The organism is Lentzea sp. NPDC037011 (assembly GCF_055607425.1).
Window position 1 is genome coordinate 13,425 of the sequence record NZ_JBVJRT010000017.1, and the last position, 15,569, is coordinate 28,993.

The 15,569-nt window shown below is 71.7% G+C and carries 13 protein-coding genes, 2 tRNA genes and 1 other RNA gene; 11 read left to right on the forward strand and 5 right to left on the reverse strand.

Translation table 11 applies throughout. The features are described 5' to 3' along the window. The first annotated feature begins 42 nt into the window (after positions 1 to 42). From ACZ7CH_RS36760 to ACZ7CH_RS36770, 3 genes are all read left to right on the forward strand, one after another. Entirely contained in the window at positions 43 to 531 is a 489-nt protein-coding gene (locus tag ACZ7CH_RS36760; RefSeq protein ID WP_360396912.1) for a tRNA adenosine deaminase-associated protein, read from the forward strand. Beyond that, complete coding sequence (locus ACZ7CH_RS36765) at positions 528 to 977, forward strand: nucleoside deaminase (protein WP_360396911.1); 450 nt, start codon at positions 528 to 530, stop codon at positions 975 to 977. Before ACZ7CH_RS36760 ends, ACZ7CH_RS36765 begins: the two co-directional genes overlap by 4 nt. A gap of 32 nt (positions 978 to 1,009) precedes the next feature. Next, a tRNA-Ser gene (locus ACZ7CH_RS36770) sits at positions 1,010 to 1,097 on the forward strand. Between the two features lie 117 nt (positions 1,098 to 1,214). Here the strand turns inward: ACZ7CH_RS36770 and ACZ7CH_RS36775 are convergent. Together ACZ7CH_RS36775 and ACZ7CH_RS36780 are read right to left on the reverse strand one after the other, a co-directional pair. After that, positions 1,215 to 1,982 (reverse strand): maleylpyruvate isomerase family mycothiol-dependent enzyme, encoded by a 768-nt coding sequence (locus ACZ7CH_RS36775; protein WP_470376042.1) that lies wholly within the window; start codon positions 1,980 to 1,982, stop codon positions 1,215 to 1,217. 2 nt (positions 1,983 to 1,984) lie between these two features. Continuing rightward, positions 1,985 to 2,755 (reverse strand): maleylpyruvate isomerase family mycothiol-dependent enzyme, encoded by a 771-nt coding sequence (locus ACZ7CH_RS36780; protein WP_458429712.1) that lies wholly within the window; start codon positions 2,753 to 2,755, stop codon positions 1,985 to 1,987. 200 nt (positions 2,756 to 2,955) lie between these two features. Here ACZ7CH_RS36780 and ACZ7CH_RS36785 point away from each other — a divergent pair, with 200 nt between their 5' ends. Next, positions 2,956 to 5,397 carry an endonuclease/exonuclease/phosphatase family protein gene (locus tag ACZ7CH_RS36785; protein ID WP_470376043.1) on the forward strand — a complete coding sequence of 814 codons (2,442 nt, stop codon included), beginning with the start codon at positions 2,956 to 2,958 and terminating at the stop codon, positions 5,395 to 5,397. 27 nt (positions 5,398 to 5,424) lie between these two features. Here ACZ7CH_RS36785 and ACZ7CH_RS36790 read toward each other — a convergent pair whose 3' ends face one another. Together ACZ7CH_RS36790 and ACZ7CH_RS36795 are read right to left on the reverse strand one after the other, a co-directional pair. After that, on the reverse strand, positions 5,425 to 6,069 hold the full coding sequence (locus ACZ7CH_RS36790) for a GOLPH3/VPS74 family protein (RefSeq protein WP_470376044.1): 645 nt from the start codon (positions 6,067 to 6,069) through the stop codon (positions 5,425 to 5,427). A gap of 60 nt (positions 6,070 to 6,129) precedes the next feature. Beyond that, positions 6,130 to 6,214: transfer RNA gene (locus ACZ7CH_RS36795), tRNA-Ser, on the reverse strand. A gap of 142 nt (positions 6,215 to 6,356) precedes the next feature. Between ACZ7CH_RS36795 and ACZ7CH_RS36800 the strand changes: the two genes are divergently transcribed. The 7 genes from ACZ7CH_RS36800 (at position 6,357) to ACZ7CH_RS36830 (ending at position 12,255) form a co-directional block, all read left to right on the forward strand. Beyond that, complete coding sequence (locus ACZ7CH_RS36800) at positions 6,357 to 6,695, forward strand: YciI family protein (protein ID WP_360396904.1); 339 nt, start codon at positions 6,357 to 6,359, stop codon at positions 6,693 to 6,695. A 7-nt stretch (positions 6,696 to 6,702) separates the two neighbouring features. Beyond that, entirely contained in the window at positions 6,703 to 7,881 is a 1,179-nt protein-coding gene (locus ACZ7CH_RS36805; RefSeq protein ID WP_470376045.1) for an RNA polymerase sigma factor, read from the forward strand. A gap of 82 nt (positions 7,882 to 7,963) precedes the next feature. After that, positions 7,964 to 8,060: signal recognition particle sRNA small type (gene ffs / locus ACZ7CH_RS36810), an RNA gene on the forward strand. A 30-nt stretch (positions 8,061 to 8,090) separates the two neighbouring features. After that, positions 8,091 to 10,154, forward strand: a complete 2,064-nt coding sequence (locus tag ACZ7CH_RS36815) for a DNA polymerase III subunit gamma and tau (RefSeq protein ID WP_470376046.1) — start codon at positions 8,091 to 8,093, stop codon at positions 10,152 to 10,154. A 668-nt stretch (positions 10,155 to 10,822) separates the two neighbouring features. Beyond that, complete coding sequence (locus ACZ7CH_RS36820; protein ID WP_360397099.1) at positions 10,823 to 11,125, forward strand: YbaB/EbfC family nucleoid-associated protein; 303 nt, start codon at positions 10,823 to 10,825, stop codon at positions 11,123 to 11,125. Between the two features lie 6 nt (positions 11,126 to 11,131). Continuing rightward, positions 11,132 to 11,740 (forward strand): recombination mediator RecR, encoded by a 609-nt coding sequence (recR, locus tag ACZ7CH_RS36825; protein ID WP_458429707.1) that lies wholly within the window; start codon positions 11,132 to 11,134, stop codon positions 11,738 to 11,740. Between the two features lie 41 nt (positions 11,741 to 11,781). After that, positions 11,782 to 12,255, forward strand: a complete 474-nt coding sequence (locus ACZ7CH_RS36830; protein WP_360396900.1) for a uridine kinase family protein — start codon at positions 11,782 to 11,784, stop codon at positions 12,253 to 12,255. Here the strand turns inward: ACZ7CH_RS36830 and ACZ7CH_RS36835 are convergent. After that, the gene (locus ACZ7CH_RS36835; RefSeq protein ID WP_470376047.1) at positions 12,234 to 15,512 is read right to left on the reverse strand and encodes an AfsR/SARP family transcriptional regulator; all 3,279 of its coding nucleotides are present in this window, start codon (positions 15,510 to 15,512) and stop codon (positions 12,234 to 12,236) included. The two genes, ACZ7CH_RS36830 and ACZ7CH_RS36835, sit on opposite strands and share 22 nt — an antisense overlap. Between the last annotated feature and the right edge of the window lie 57 nt (positions 15,513 to 15,569).

Here is a 15,569-nt window from a genome sequence, read left to right on the forward strand (position 1 = left end):
CCTCGGCTACCGGGAAGGTCGTCTGAGCCCTACGGTGTGCACATGACACAGCAGGAGCCGGTCAACGGCTTCGCGGTCGCGGTCGTCCGGGAGGACGGCCGCTGGCGGTGCAGCAGGATGGACAGCTCCGCGCTGTCGGAGCTGGACGCGGCGATCACCCAGCTGCGGCAGCTCAGGTCGACCGGTGCGGCCTTCGGCCTGCTGGCCGTCGACGACGAGTTCTTCATCGTCCTGCGCCCGGTCCCCGGCGGCGTGGCCCTGCTGCTGTCGGACGCCGCCGCGGCACTCGACTACGACATCGCCGCCGACGTCCTCGACCTCCTGCGCGTCGAACCGCCCGACGAGGAGGACACCGAGCTCTGGCCGGAGGGCGACCTGGGCGTCCTCGCCGACCTCGGCATGCCCGCCCACGAGCTCCAGATCATCGTCGACCAGGTCGACCTCTACCCGGACGAGCAGCTCCAGATGATCGCCCAGCGCATCGGCTTCATCGACGAGTTCGTGCAGCTGCTCGACACGATCCAGGCGTGAACGACGACGAGGACCTGGTCCGCAGGGCCGTCCGCGCGGCCGCGAACGCGGGCACCGACGTCCCGATCGGCGCCGTCGTGTTCGCCCCCGACGGCACCGTCCTCGCCGAGGCCTGCAACGCCCGTGAAGCCCTCGGCGACCCCACCGCCCACGCCGAGGTCCTGGCCCTGCGCGCGGCAGCCGCGGCGTACGGCGACGGCTGGCGCCTCGACGGCTGCACCCTCGCGGTGACGCTGGAGCCCTGCACGATGTGCGCCGGCGCCCTCGTGCTGGCACGTGTCTCCCGCCTCGTCTTCGGCGCCTGGGAACCCAAGACGGGCGCCGTCGGCTCGCTGTGGGACGTCGTGCGGGACCGCCGGCTCAACCACCGGCCGGAGGTGCGCGGCGGTGTGCTCGAAGACGAGTGCGCTGACCTGCTGGAACGCTTCTTCCGGACCCAGCGTTAAACCCCTGGATCCGACTGTGTATTGTTCTTACCGGTGGCGTGTCCGAGCGGCCGAAGGAGCACGCCTCGAAAGCGTGTGAGGTGAAAGCCTCCGTGGGTTCAAATCCCACCGCCACCGCCAAAGCTGGAAGGCGAGTGCTCACGACGAGCGCTCGCCTTCTTGCTTTGGCGGGTGTTTTGTGGGGGCGGAGCCCCCACACCCCGCCCTGGGGGCAAGCCCCCAGACCCCCACCATGGCTCAGAACCTCACCGCGGCCAGGAACTTCTCCAGCAGTGCGGCGTCGCCGGTCACCTCGAAACCGTCGACCGGCCGCCGCTGGTACAGCGCCAGCACCACCTCGAACGCCGGCCCGCTCAGCGACGCGTCAGCCGCCACCTCCCCGTGCCGGAGCGCCACGGGCGCCTCACCGCGCAGGTCGACCAGCCACTGCTCCGCGCCGGTCGCCGTGAAGCGCAGCACCCCGGACCCGAGCAGTGCGGACGCCTCCGGCCGGAGGGTGAAGATGAACGGCAGCAGCGTCGTCATCCACTCCCACAGCGCGTCGCAGGTCACCCGCTCGCCGACCTGGAACGGCAGCCCGAGCGCCTGGCACGCGTCGAACCGGTGCACGACGGTCTCGTGCGCCATCCGCCGTCCCCAGAACCGCGGCCCCGCCATCCCGGCCATCGCCGCGATCGGCTCGTCGACCCGCACCCCGGACATCCGGTCGGCCAGCAGCCGGGCGCCTTCGAGCAGCCACGGGCCGAGCTCCGCGGTCGTCTCCCCGGCGTAGCCGGACACCGAGTGCGCCTTGCTGAACGACCGGTCGGTCTCCTGGACGCGCCGCTCGACCATCTCCGCGACCCAGCGGTGCGCGTACCCGAGGTGGCGCAGCAGCTGGTTGACCGTCCAACCGGGACACGACGGCACCGGCGCCGACAGGTCGGCGCCGTCCACCGCGGACACCAGCAGCGACGTCTCGGAGACGATCGTGGCCAGGCGCTCGTCGTAGCTCAGGGACCCCACGGTCAGAAACGTACGCCCCGCACCAGCAGGTCGAGCAGCGCGCGGTCGCCGAACACCTCCAGCCCCTCCACCGGGCGCCGCCGGTACATCGCCAGCACCAGGTCCACGACCGGGCCGCGCACCGCCACGTCCGCCTTCTCGTGGCCCTCCCGCACCACCGGCGCCGCACCCGTGAGGTCGATCACGAACTCGGCCTCGGCGTCCGTCGCGTGCAGGTGCACGGTGCCGGTCCCCACCAGGGCCGCCGTCTCCTCCGGCCACCGCGTGAACGCGTAGGGGACCGCGAGACCGGTCCACTCGCGCAGCGTGTCCTGGGCGATCTCGGGGTCGAGGTCGAACGGCAGGCCCAGCGCGTTCAGCGCGTCCCACCGGTGGACCGCGGTCTCGTGGGTCATCCGCCGCGACCACACGCGGGGGCCGGGGTGGCCCTCGACCGGCGCGATCATCTCGTCGGGGTCGACGGAGCGCAGCACCTCGGCCAGCGAGGCGGCTCCCTCCCGCAGCCACGGGATCAGCACCGAGGCCTGTTCACCCACGTACGAGGACAGGTGGTGGGCGCCGTTGCGGGAGAAGTCGATCTCCGGCAGCCTCTCCCTGAGCATCACGTCGGCCCAGCGGTGGACGTGGCCGAGGTGGCGCAGGAGCTGGTTCAGCGTCCAGTCCGGGATCGACGGGACGGGAACGCGCAGGTCAGCGCCTTCGAGGGCGGCGGTCAGCAGTGCGGTCTGGTTGATGATCTCGGCGCAGCGGCGCTCGTAGCTCGGAATCCCCACACCTGTGAACATAGGGACGCCGGCCGGTGCCTGGGAGGGGCCCACCGGCCAGCGTTCCGAAAACGAGCATACACCATGATCGAACACTTGTTCGAGTGATCATTGCTGGGCCAACTGGTTAACCGTTAGTGACAACAGCTTCCAAACACCACTCGATCGAGGAAGGATGCGGCGGTCCGCCGCATCCCCTGGAGGAAGTTTTGAGACCCACCCTGCCCGGTGTCGGGACAGCGGTGGTGGCGCTCGTGTTCGCCGCCGTCCCCGCCGTTGCCGCACCCAGCTCCGACGCGCTGATCTCCGAGGTCTACGGGGGCGGCGGCAACTCCGGCGCCACCCTCACGCAGGACTTCGTCGAGCTCGCGAACAAGGGCACGGCCCCCGTCGGCCTGGACGGCTTCAGCGTCCAGTACATCTCGGCGAGCCCCGGCGCCTCCACGCAGTGGGGCGTCACCCCGCTGACCGGCAGCATCGCCGCCGGCAAGACCTTCCTGGTCGCCCAGGCCAAGGGCACCGGCGGCACGGTCGAGCTGCCCACCCCCGACGCCACCGGCACCCTCGCCATGAGCGCCACCGGCGGTGCCATCGCGCTCGTCTCCGGCACCACGCCGCTGACCTGCAAGACCGCCGCCGACTGCGCCGCGGAGCCGCGTGTGAAGGACCTCGTCGGCTACGGCACCGCCGTCGTGCGCGAGGGCACCGCGACCGGTGCGCTGAGCAACACCACCTCGGCGGCCCGCAAGACCGGCCTGCCCGACACCGACGACAACTCCGCCGACTTCACCGTCGGTGCCCCCACCCCGACCAACTCCAAGGGCGAGACCCCGGGCGGCGGCGACCCCGGTCCCGGCCCAGACCCGGACCCCACGCCCGGCGACAAGCGCATCCACGACATCCAGGGCGTCACGCGCATCTCGCCGCTCGTCGGCCAGAAGGTCACGAACGTCCCCGGCGTCGTCACCGGCACGCGCGCCACGGGTGACCGCGGCTTCTGGATCCAGGACACCAAGACCCCGGACGCCGACCCGCGCACCAGCGAGGGCGTGTTCGTCTACACGGCAGGCTCCGCGCCGACCGTCGCGGTGGGCGACGAGGTGCTGGTCAGCGGCACGATCGCCGAGTACCGGCCGGGCGGGGAGACGGGCTCGAACCAGACCCTCACCGAGATCACCGCTCCGACCACGACCACGCTGTCCAAGGGCAACGCGGTCCCGGCGCCGGTCGTCGTGCAGAACATCCCGGCCGGCTACCTGCCCGCCCCCGGCGGCAGCATCGAGCAGCTCCCGCTGGAGCCGGAGAAGTACGGCCTCGACTACCTCGAGTCGCTCGAAGGCACGCTGGTGCAGGTGAACGACGCCCGCGTCGTCGGCCCGAGCAACTCCTTCGGCGAGGTCTGGGTGACGGTCAACCCCGACCAGAACCGCAACCAGCGCGGCGGCACCACCTACACCGCGTACGACCAGCAGAACAGCGGCCGCCTGAAGATCAAGACCGCCGGTCAGCTACCCGCCGCGAACGTCGGTGACGTGTTCGCCGGCGCGACCGTCGGTGCCGTCGAGTACACCAACTTCGGCGGCTACACGCTGGCGGCGCTGACCCTCGGCCAGCACGTCTCGTCCAACCTGCAGCGCGAGATCACCGCGCAGCAGAAGGAGTCCGAGCTCTCGGTCGCGACCTACAACGTCGAGAACCTCGACCCGTCCGACCCGCAGGAGAAGTTCGACCGGCTCGCCGACGGCGTGACCACCAACCTGCGCAGCCCGGACGTCGTTGTCCTGGAGGAGATCCAGGACAACGACGGCGCGACCAACGACGGTGTCGTGGCCGCCGACCAGACGCTGCAGAAGTTCTCCGACGCGATCGTCGCCAAGGGCGGCCCGCGCTACCAGTGGCGCCAGATCGACCCGGAGAACCTCAAGGACGGCGGCGAGCCCGGCGGCAACATCCGCGTCGGCTTCTTCTTCAACCCGCAGCGGGTGTCCTTCGTGGACCGTCCCGGCGGCGACTTCAAGACGCCCGTCCAGGTCGTGAAGAAGAACGGCCGTGCCGCGCTTTCCGTGTCACCGGGCCGGATCGACCCGCTGAACGACGCGTGGGCCAGCAGCCGCAAGCCGCTCGCCGGCGAGTTCAAGTTCCGCGGCCGCACGGTCTTCGTCGTCGCGAACCACTTCAACTCCAAGGGCGGCGACGAGGCCGTCCACGGTCGCAACCAGCCGCCGAACCGCACCTCCGAGGTGCAGCGCGGCAAGCAGGCGGCGTCGCTCAAGGCGTTCACCGAGCAGATCCGCGCGATCGACAAGGGCGCCAACGTGATCCTCGCGGGCGACCTGAACGACTACCAGTTCTCGCCCGCGCTGAAGGCGCTGACCGGTGACGGCAACCTCAAGGCGCTGATCGAGACGCTGCCCGTGAACGAGCGGTACAGCTACGTCTTCGAGGGCAACTCGCAGACGCTCGACCACCTCGTGATGAGCAAGAACATCACGCGCTTCAGCTACGACGTGGTCCACGTCAACGCCGAGTTCGCCGACCAGGCGAGCGACCACGACCCGCAGATCGTCCGCCTCCGCCCGTCCACGGGTGACGCGAGCGTCGACCGGATCGTGTTCACGCTCGAAGACGTCATCGACTGCCTCAAGAAGTAACCCGCTCCACCTGCTGCCGTCGCCGCGTCATCCAGCTGACGCGGCGGCGGCAGCGGCCGTTGCGGCCGCGACACCGGCCTGGATCGCCTGGATGGCCTTGCGCACGGCGTCACCGGCCCAGTTGCCGGCTGCGATCTCCCCGGCCCGCCGCTTCAGCTCGCGCTTGTCGCCCTCGAACACCCGGTGCACCGCGTTCGCCGCGTGCAGCAGCGTGATCAACGACCCCGTGCGCGCATCCGCTCCGCGGTACCCGTGCACGACCTCGCCGACTGCCTTGCGCACCTCGTCGTCCGCGCGCTCGTCCGTGATCACGTAACGCCTGCCGGGAAAGATCCCGAGCACCCTGCGCGCGTCCACCCGCACGGCGCCACGGGCCTCCAGGTCCGCGAGCACGTTGTCGCGCACGCGTTTCCGCAGCCGCTCCACCGCCTTCCGCGGTGACATCGGCTTGTCGATCCGCGCGACCGACTCCCGCAGCAACGGGTCCGCCAGCGGCGCCGGGTCGACGACCTGGAGCTTCTTGCCGGCCGGTTCGAACGCGACCCGCCCCGAGCTCACCAGCTCGATGAGCACGGCACCGGCGAGCGCGTTGTCCGCCGACGCCGAGTCGACGTGCAACTTCCCGTTCTGCCGGTTGATGAACAGCAGCATCAGCTCTTCGTGCAGCACCATGCCACCGTAACGCGAGAAGGGCGCCGAACGGTGAGGTTCGGCGCCCTTCTGCGAAGAGAGCGGAGGATACGGGATTTGAACCCGTGAGGGGGTGAACCCAACACGATTTCCAGTCGTGCGCACTAGGCCGCTATGCGAATCCTCCGTGGAGAACCTTACCGGACGGGTGTCCCACGGCCCAAAACGGGGGGTCTCGACCACCTCGCCGAAAAATCTTCTGAGGCCGTGTCGATCTGGCGGGTGCCCGCTCGTCGTGATCCCGTAGACCCGGACCGAGGAGGACTTCCGTGAAGTACATGCTGTTGATCCACGCCGCCGCCGACCAGGAGGCCAACTGCACCGTCGAGGACTGGATCGCCTACGAGAAGGAGATGAAGGACGCGGGCGTCCTGGTCTCCGGGCACTCGCTGGCCGACCTCGTCACCGCGACCACCGTCCAGGTCGGACCGGACGGCCGGCGCAGCGTCACCGACGGGCCGTTCGCCGAGACCCGCGAGGTCCTGGGCGGCTACAACGTCATCGACGTGCCCGACCTCGACGCGGCACTGGAGTGGGCGGCCAAGTGCCCCGGCTCGCGTGACGGCGGCGCCGTCGTCGTGCGGCCGATCGCCGAGTTCGACCTCTGAGTTCTCGATGAACGTCGAGCAGGTGTTCCGGGAGGAACGCGGCCGGCTGCTCGCCACCCTGGTCAAGCGCTTCGGCGACCTCGACCTCGCCGAGGAGGTCACCTCCGACGCGATCGAGGCGGCGCTGCGGCACTGGCCGGTCGACGGGGTGCCGGACCGGCCCGGCGCGTGGTTGCTCACGACCGCGCGCCGCAAGGCCGTCGACCGGCTGCGGCGCGACCGGGTGCACGCCGCCCGGCTCGCGCTGCTGCAGGTGGAGGTCGACCGCGCGGACCCGCCGAAGGGCGACGCGCTGCCGGACGAGCGGCTGGAGCTGTTCTTCACGTGCGCGCACCCGGCGCTGGCGGAGGAGGACCGCGGGGCGCTCGTCCTGCGGTGCCTCGCCGGCTTCACGACGCCGGAGGTCGCGCGGGCGTACCTCGTGCCCGTGACGACGATGCAGCAGCGGATCGTGCGCGCGAAGAAGAAGATCAGGGAGGCGCGCATCCCGTTCCGCGTCCCCGACCCGCACGAGCTCCCGGAACGCCTGCCCGGCGTGCTGCAGGCCGTCTACTCGATCTTCACCGAGGGCTACGCCGCCCAGCGCGCCGACCTCGCGGCGGAGGCGGTCCGGCTCGCGCGGATCCTGCGCGGCCTGCTGCCCGACCGCGAGGTGACGGGCCTGCTGGCGTTGATGCTGCTGGTCCACGCCCGCCGGGACGCGCGCGCCGAGCTGCTGGAGGACCAGGACCGCTCCCTCTGGGACCGCGACATGGTCGACGAGGGCAGCGCGCTGGCCGAGCAGGCGCTGACCGGCGGCCACGGCCCGTACGGCGTGCAGGCGGCGATCAACGCCCTGCACGACGAGGCACCCGACTTCGCCTCGACGGACTGGCCGCAGATCGTCGCGCTCTACGACGTGCTGCTGAAGCTGGCGCCGTCGCCCGTGGTCGCGCTGAACCGGGCCGCCGCGGTCGCGATGCGCGACGGTGCCGCGGCGGGCCTCACGTTGCTCGACGAGCTCGCCGCCGAACCCAGGCTGCGCGACTACCACCCGTACCGGGCCGCCCGCGCCGACCTGCTGCACCGCCTGGGCCGTTCCGCGGAGGCCGCCCAGGCCTACCGCGAGGCCATCGCACTCGCCGGCACCGCGTCCGAACAGGACTTCCTGCGCCGCAGGCTCACCGCCGTCGAGGAGAAACCGTGATCACGAAGTGGTTGTCCACAGGTGGGGACAACCCTGTGGGTAAGTCGAACATGCGTTCGAAGAACTAGATCGGTTACACTTGCGTCGGACCTCGTGCGGCACACATCTCGCGAACCTCCCCAGGGCCGGAAGGCAGCAAGGATAAGCGGGCTCTGGTGGGTGCACGGGGTCCCCTTTTTGTGTCGGTGCTCCCCGGTACTGTCTGCGGCGTGGCGCTCGCTCTGTATCGCAAGTACCGTCCGGCCACGTTCTCCGAGGTCGTCGGCCAGGAGCACGTGACCGATCCGCTGCGTGTCGCACTGTCGGCGGGCCGGGTGAACCACGCGTACCTGTTCAGCGGTCCACGCGGCTGCGGCAAGACCTCGTCGGCCCGCATCCTGGCCCGCTCGCTGAACTGCGTGAAGGGCCCGACACCCGACCCGTGCGGCGAGTGCAACTCGTGCATCGGCCTCGCGCCGAACGGCACCGGCAGCGTCGACGTGGTCGAGCTCGACGCCGCGTCCCACGGTGGTGTGGAGGACGCCCGCGACCTGCGCGACAAGGCCTTCTACGCCCCGGCGGAGGCCAAGTACCGCGTCTTCATCATCGACGAGGCGCACATGGTCACCACGCAGGGCTTCAACGCCCTGCTGAAGATCGTCGAAGAGCCGCCGGACCACCTGATCTTCATCTTCGCCACGACCGAGCCGGACAAGGTCCTCCCGACCATCCGCTCGCGCACGCACCACTACCCGTTCCGCCTGATCCCGCCCGGCGTGATGCGCAGCCTCCTCGAACGCAACTGCGCCGCCGAGGGCGTCGCCGTCGAGCCCGCGGTGTTCCCCCTGGTGATCCGCGCGGGCGGCGGCTCAGCCCGCGACACCCAGTCCGTGATGGACCAGCTCCTCGCCGGCGCGGGCCCCGAGGGCGTGCGGTACGACCGCGCCCTCACCCTGCTCGGCGTCACCGACTCGGCCCTGATCAACGACGTGGTCGAGGGCCTCGCGGCCGGCGACGGCGCCGCGGTGTTCGGCACCATCGACAGCCTGGTCGAAGCGGGCCACGACCCCCGCCGCTTCGCCTCCGACCTCCTCGACCGCCTCCGCGACCTCGTCCTGCTCTGCGCGGTGCCCGACGCGGCCGACCGCAACCTCGTCTCCGCTCCGGCCGACGAGCTGGCGACCATGTCGTCCCAGGCCGAGCGCATCGGCCCCGCCGCACTCACGCGTTACGCCGAGATCGTCCACACCGGCCTGGTCGAGATGCGCGGCGCCACCGCCCCCCGCCTGCTGCTGGAGCTGCTCTGCTCCCGCATGCTGCTGCCCTCGGTCTCCCAGTCCGAGGCCGCACTCCTGCAACGCCTCGAACAACTCGAACGCCGCCCACCCGCCGCCATCGCGGCCGGTCCCGGCGACCCGTCGGCTGCTCCGGCCGGCGGTCCGGTGTTCACCCGCAGGTCCCAGCAGGCCGCCACTCCACCTGCGGCACCCGCGCCGGTCGCGGCGGTTGCGCCGCCGGTTGCTCAGCCCGCTCCTCCCGTTGTCGAGCCCGCTCAGCCCGTTGTCCAGGCCGTCGCCCAACCGGTTGCTCCGCCCGTTGCCGCTCAGCCCGTCGCTGTTCAGCCAGAACCTGTCGCTGCTCCCGCTGCCGCGGCGGTTCCTGCTCCATCGGAACTCTCCACCGCTCCCAGCACCGGCACGATGGACGCGCCGGCCGTGCGCCGCATCTGGTCCGAACTGCTGGCCGCGGTCCGGTCCAGCAGCCGCAGCACCGAGGCGATGCTGACGAACGCGATGGTCAGCGAGGTCGACGGCAACGTCGTCACCATTGCCCACACCTCCGCCCCGCTGGCCCGCCGCCTGGCCGAACCCCGCAACACCGAGGCCATCGCCGCAGCCCTGTCCGCCGTGCTCGGCGGCACCTGGCAGGTCCGCTGCATCCACGGCACCCCCGGCGCCACCACCCAGGCCTCCGGCCCGGCCAAGGCCCCCCGTCCCGCGCCGACCCGCCCGAGCCAGTCGTCCGCACCGCCGCAACCCCCGGCCCGCCCCCAGCCAGAACCCCAGCCCCGCGCGGCCCCGCGCCCACCGGTCGACGACGTCCCACCCCCACCGGAACCCCCGGAGCCCGATGAGCCCCTCCCGCCAGAGCCGTACGACGAAGAGGCAATGCTCGCCGAGGCCGCCCGCCCAGCCGACCCCAACGCAACGCCGGTCGCGGCCCTGGACCCGGAGGCCAAGATGTTCCAGCTCCTGGCCGACGAACTGGGCGCCCGCCCGCTGAAAAAGGCCTGACGGGTTCCGCACGCGCCACCCGACCGGGTGAAGCTTGTCCTGATCCACGCCTGGGCTCGTCCTGTAGGTGTCCGGATCACACCTGCTCCGGCGCCCGCAGGTATGGAAGCGCGCGGAGGGGGCGATGCTCGTGGTCGAGCCGGGGCGGCGGCATCGGTGAGGCCGCGGTGCTCAGCCGGTGTCGTGGGTGAGGACAGCCCATGGGGGCGACCGGCGTGCGCACCCGGTGTGGTGGCTGGGGGGTAGGCCGCGGGAGCGGTGGCCCGCGCGGCACCGCGCACCAGCGTTCCCGGCACCTGGACCACCCGCGCACCCACGCTGGCACCGTGGCCACCGCACGTGCCGCCACCGCACGCACCGCCCACCGCACCGCACCGCACCGCACGCGCCGCCGCCCCACGCGCCGCGCACCACACCGCACCGCACCGCGCGCCGCCGCCTCACCGCGCGTGGGGCCACCGCATGTGTCGCGCGCCGCCCACTTCACGCGCCGCCCATGCGCCGGCACCCCACACGCCGCCCGATTCCACGCGCCGCCCACCCCACCAGGCCCCCACCCCACCCAACCCCCACGAGGGGCGAGCCCCACCCACCGACGCTGCGCGCCGTACGCTGGACCCCACTCCCAACCCACCCGAGAGGACCAGCAGGTGCAACCCGGTTTCGACATGCAGGCACTGCTCCAGCAGGCCCAGAACATGCAGCAGCAGATGGCCACCGCCCAGCAGGAGCTGGCCGAAACCGAGGTCGCCGGTTCCGCGGGCAACGGCCTCGTCACCGCGACCGTCACCGGTGGCGGTGAGCTCATGAACCTCACCATCGACCCGAAGATCGTCGACCCCGAGGACGTCGAGACGTTGCAGGACCTGGTGATCGCCGCCATCAAGGACGCGAACACGAAGGCCCAGCAGTTGGTGGAGCAGAAGCTCGGTCCGCTCGCGCAGGGCGGCCTCGGCGGATTGCTCGGGTAAGTCGCGATGTACGAGGGGCCGGTTCAGGACCTCATCGACGAGCTGGGCCGGCTGCCCGGTGTCGGCCCGAAGAGTGCGCAGCGCATCGCCTTCCACCTGCTCGCGACGGAGCCCGCGGACATCGAGCGGCTGCAGAGCGCGTTGCAGAAGGTGAAGGAAGGCGTTGTGTTCTGCGACGTCTGCGGCAACGTGAGTGCGGAGACCACCTGCCGCATCTGCCGGGACCCGAAGCGGGACCTGACGCTGGTGTGCGTGGTCGAGGAACCCAAGGACGTGCTCGCGGTCGAGCGGACCAGGGAGTTCAAGGGGCGCTACCACGTGCTCGGCGGGGCGCTCGACCCGCTCAGCGGGGTGGGGCCGGACCAGTTGCGGATCAGGCAGCTGCTCACGCGGATCGGCACGCCGACCAACGGGGTCGACATCTCCGAGGTGATCATCGCCACGGACCCGAACACCGAGGGTGAGGCGACGGCCACCTACCTGGTGCGGATGCTGCGGGACTTCCCGGGGCTCACGGTCACCAGGCTGGCGAGCGGGTTGCCGATGGGTGGCGACCTGGAGTTCGCGGACGAGCTCACGCTGGGGCGTGCGCTATCTGGGCGCCGGAGCATGTGACGAACCATCCACCGCGGTTGGGCAGCACCAGGCTGATCGCGGTGGATGGTCCTTCCGGCGCGGGGAAGTCCACCTTCGCGCAGCGGCTCGCGGAGCAGCTCGGGGCCCAGCTCATCCGCACCGACCACTTCGCCACCTGGGACGATCCCGTCACGAGGTGGTGGCCGCGGCTCGTGCGGGCGCTCGACGAGGTCGCGGAGGGCAGGACCGGTCGTTACCGCACGACCGACTGGTCGCAGGGGTTCGCGCGGCCGGAGCAGGGGGAGTGGGTCGAGGTCGAGCCACGACCGGTGCTGGTCCTGGAGGGGTTCTCCGCCGCCAGGAAGGCGAACCACCGCGCCAGCACCGCGATCTTCGTCGACCACGGCACCGAGGAGGCCCGGCTGGAACGCGCGGTCGCGCGGGACGGTGAGCGGCACCGGGAGCACTTCCGGCGGTGGCAGCAGTTCGAGCGCGGCTGGTTCGCCGTCGACGAGACGCGGGACAGGGCCGACTACGTGGTCACGGCGAGCTGATCGCGCACCACGTCGGCCTCCGGTGAGCCGATCGCGTTGAACACCTCGAGTGCCGACTCCCAGTACTTCCTCGCTGCCGCAACGGATCCCGACGCCAGTGCCGCGTCACCGGCCAGGCCGAGCGCCCGTGCGAAGACCCAGCGGTGGCCGGACGACTCGCCGAGTGCGGACGCGCGCAGGGCGCATTCGAGGGCCTGGGTGGCGTCGCCCGTGTCGAGGTGGATGCGGCCCAGCACGAGCAGCACCTCCATCTCGGCGCTGCGGAACTGCGACCGGCCCGCCTCCACCAGCGCCGAGGTCGCCTGCGCCAGCGCCTCCTCGTAGCGGCCGACCCCGCGGTACGCGGCGGCCAGACCGCGGCGGGCGAGGATCATGCCCCACGAGTAACCGGTCTCGGTCGCGCTCGCCAATGCCGCCGAGAACTGCGTCAGCGCCTCCTCGTAGCGCTTGGCACCTTCGAGCGCGCGGCCCAGCAGGTTCGTGGCGTCGCACGAGCTCTTGACGTTCTCCAGGTCAGCGGCGATCTCGATGGCCGCACGGGCGTGCGTCGCCGCTTCTTCGTACCGGCCGCGCATCAGCAGGGTGATGGCCATGCCTTCGTGCAGCGTGTGTCCGAACGTGCGGGCCGCGGAACGTTCGTACAGCTCGCCCGCGCGCACGAAGTAGTCGGCGCCGAGGTCGGCTTGGCCGCGCATCGCGTACACCTCGCCCAACGCGCGCATGACGTGCGCCTGGGTGATCCACGAGTCGAGCCGCGTGCCGGCTTCGAGGGCCTCCTCGAAGTTCGCTGCGGCCCGGTCGAGCTGGCCGAGCTGCATGTAGATGCCGCCGAGGTTGAACAACGCGGTGGCCTGCAGCTGGTCTGCCTGGACCCGCCTGGTGATCACCAGCGCGCGTTCCAGGTGGTCGGCGGCGTGCTCCAGCTCGCCGAGGTCGATGTAGACGCCGCCCGCGTTCGACAGGACCGCGGCCTCCGCCTGCGGCAGCGAGATGCGCGGCACCAGCGCGATGGCCTGCTGGTAGTAGCCGAGGGCGTTGCGGAGCTGGCCGGTCACCCAGTAGAGCGTGCCCAGCGACGACAGCATCGCGAGCTGGCCGAGCTCGTCGCGGGGTGCGCGGGCGCCCAGCAGGCCCGCCTTCGCGGTCTCCCGCCACTCCGCGGCCAGGCCCTGCGTGTGGAAGTAGCCGCGCAACGCGTCCGCCAGCAGCCACGGCGAGTTCTCCGGGTCGCGTTCCACGGCGTGCGCGACCAGCGCCACCAGGTTGCCGCGTTCCACGTCGAGCCAGCTCAACGCCTCGGTCGAGGTGCTGAACGCCCGCGGCACCACCCCGTCGAGCGGGTCGGGGCGGGGGAAGCGGAACAGCGTCGACTTGAGCGCGGCCGTCGCGTTGTCGACCGACCGCACCGCCCAGTCCACCAGCCGCCGCAACGCCAGGCGCGCGTCGACCTTGCCCTCCTCGAACGCCAGCCGCTCGGCCGCATAGTCGCGCAGCAGGTCGTGGAACTGGTAGCGGGACGGCGCGTGGTTCGCGATCAGGTTGGCCGTGGCCAGGCGGTCCAGCCGGCGGCGGGCGTCCTGCGGGGTCAGCCCGGACAGCGCGGCCGCCATCTCCGGTGTGAAGTCGGTACCGGGCACCAGCGACAGCAGGCGGAACATCTGCGCCAGCTCCGGCTTCAGCGCCGTGTAGGAGAGGTCGAACGCCGCGTGCACCGCGACCCGCTCGTCGCCCTCCACGGCCAGCGCGGCGAGCCGGTTGCCCGCGCGCAGCTCCTCGACGTAGTCCGCGATCGACAGCTCCGGCCGCGACACCAGGTTCGCCGCCGCGATCCGCAACGCCAGCGGCAGGTGCGCGCACAGCGCAGCCAGCTCCGCGGCCGCGTCCTCCTGCGCGTCCACCTCGGCGGCGCCCACGATGCCCGCGAGCAACGCCCTGGTCTCCGGCCAGTCGAGCACGTCGAGCCGCACGTTCGAGGCCGCGTGCGACACCGCGAGCCCGCGCAGGGTGTCCCGCGAGGTCACCAGCACCGCACAGCCCGGCGACCCCGGCAGCAGCGGCCGGATCTGCTCGGCCGACGACGCGTTGTCGAGCAGCAGCAGCACCCGCTGACCGGTCAGCGTCGAGCGGAACATCGCCTCCTGCTCGTCCTGGTCCAGCGGCACCTGATCGGGTTCGGTGCCCAGCGCCCGCAGGAACCGCGGCAGCACGTCGACCGCGCTCAACGGCGGACCGGGGGCGTACCCGCGCAGGTTCACGTACAGCTGGCCGTCCGGGAAGTCCGACCGCATCCGGTGCGCCGCGTGCACGGCCAGCGCCGTCTTGCCCACGCCCGGCGGACCGGCAAGTGTGACGACCGGCACGCCCTGGGCGGTCCGGAGCAGGGCGATGATCAACGCCACGGCCTCGTCGCGGCCCACGAAGTCGGGGATGTCGGCGGGCAGCTGCGACGGCACCACCCGCTCGGGCTTCGCCGCCACGACCGCGGCACCGGAGACGGCGGGCGCCACCGCGTCGATCGAGCCGGAGAGCACCTGGCCGTGCACCCGCCGCAGCTCGTCACCGGGGTCGATGCCCAGCTCGTCACCGAGCAGCCGGGACACCCGCTGGTAGGCGGCCAGCGCCTCGCTCTGCCGGCCGGAGCGGTACAGCGCCACCATCAGCTGCGCCCAGAACCGCTCGCGCAACGGGTGCTCGCTGGTCAGCCGGGACAGCTCCGCCACCAGCTCGCCGTGCCTGCCCAGCTCCAGGTCGACCTCGACCCGGCGTTCCAGCACGTGCAGGCGGCGTTCGTTCAGCCGCGGCACCTCGTCGCGGTGCAGGATCTCCGACGGCACGTCGACCAGCGCCGGACCCCGCCACAGACCCAGTGCGGCGGTGAACGCGGCCGACGCGGCCGGCAGGTTCCCCGCGGCGCGCTCCTGCTCACCCTGCTCGATCAGCGGTTCGAAGCGCATCAGGTCGATGGTCTTCTCGTCCACGTCGATCAGGTATCCGTCTGGCACGGTCCGAATGGGCACGGACGGACCGAGCAGCTGCCGCAGCCTCATCACGTACGTCTGGAGCGTCGCGCGGGCCCTGGCCGGCGGCTCGTCGCCCCACACGTTCCCGGCGAGCTCGTCGACCGACACCGACGTGCCGGCGCGCAGCAGCAGTGACACCAGCAACGCGCGCTGCCTACCCGCTCTCACCAGCAAAGGTTCGGAGTCGACGAGCACTTGCAGAGGGCCGAGCACGCGGAACTCGACGTGCCTGCTCATGCGCCCTCCTCCGCGTGTCGCTGTTGTTTCTACAGCCTAGGAGAGCGTTCGACGCAT

Excerpts from the sequence above, each read along its gene's own strand:
- ACZ7CH_RS36760 (WP_360396912.1), top strand. The coding sequence starts at position 43 with ATGACACAGCAGGAGCCGGTCAACGGCTTCGCGGTCGCGGTCGTCCGG.
- ACZ7CH_RS36790 (WP_470376044.1), bottom strand. The coding sequence starts at position 6,069 with ATGGTGCTGCACGAAGAGCTGATGCTGCTGTTCATCAACCGGCAGAAC.
- recR (WP_458429707.1), top strand. The coding sequence starts at position 11,132 with ATGTACGAGGGGCCGGTTCAGGACCTCATCGACGAGCTGGGCCGGCTG.
- ACZ7CH_RS36820 (WP_360397099.1), top strand. The coding sequence starts at position 10,823 with ATGCAGGCACTGCTCCAGCAGGCCCAGAACATGCAGCAGCAGATGGCC.
- ACZ7CH_RS36835 (WP_470376047.1), bottom strand. The coding sequence starts at position 15,512 with ATGAGCAGGCACGTCGAGTTCCGCGTGCTCGGCCCTCTGCAAGTGCTC.
- ACZ7CH_RS36805 (WP_470376045.1), top strand. The coding sequence starts at position 6,703 with ATGAACGTCGAGCAGGTGTTCCGGGAGGAACGCGGCCGGCTGCTCGCC.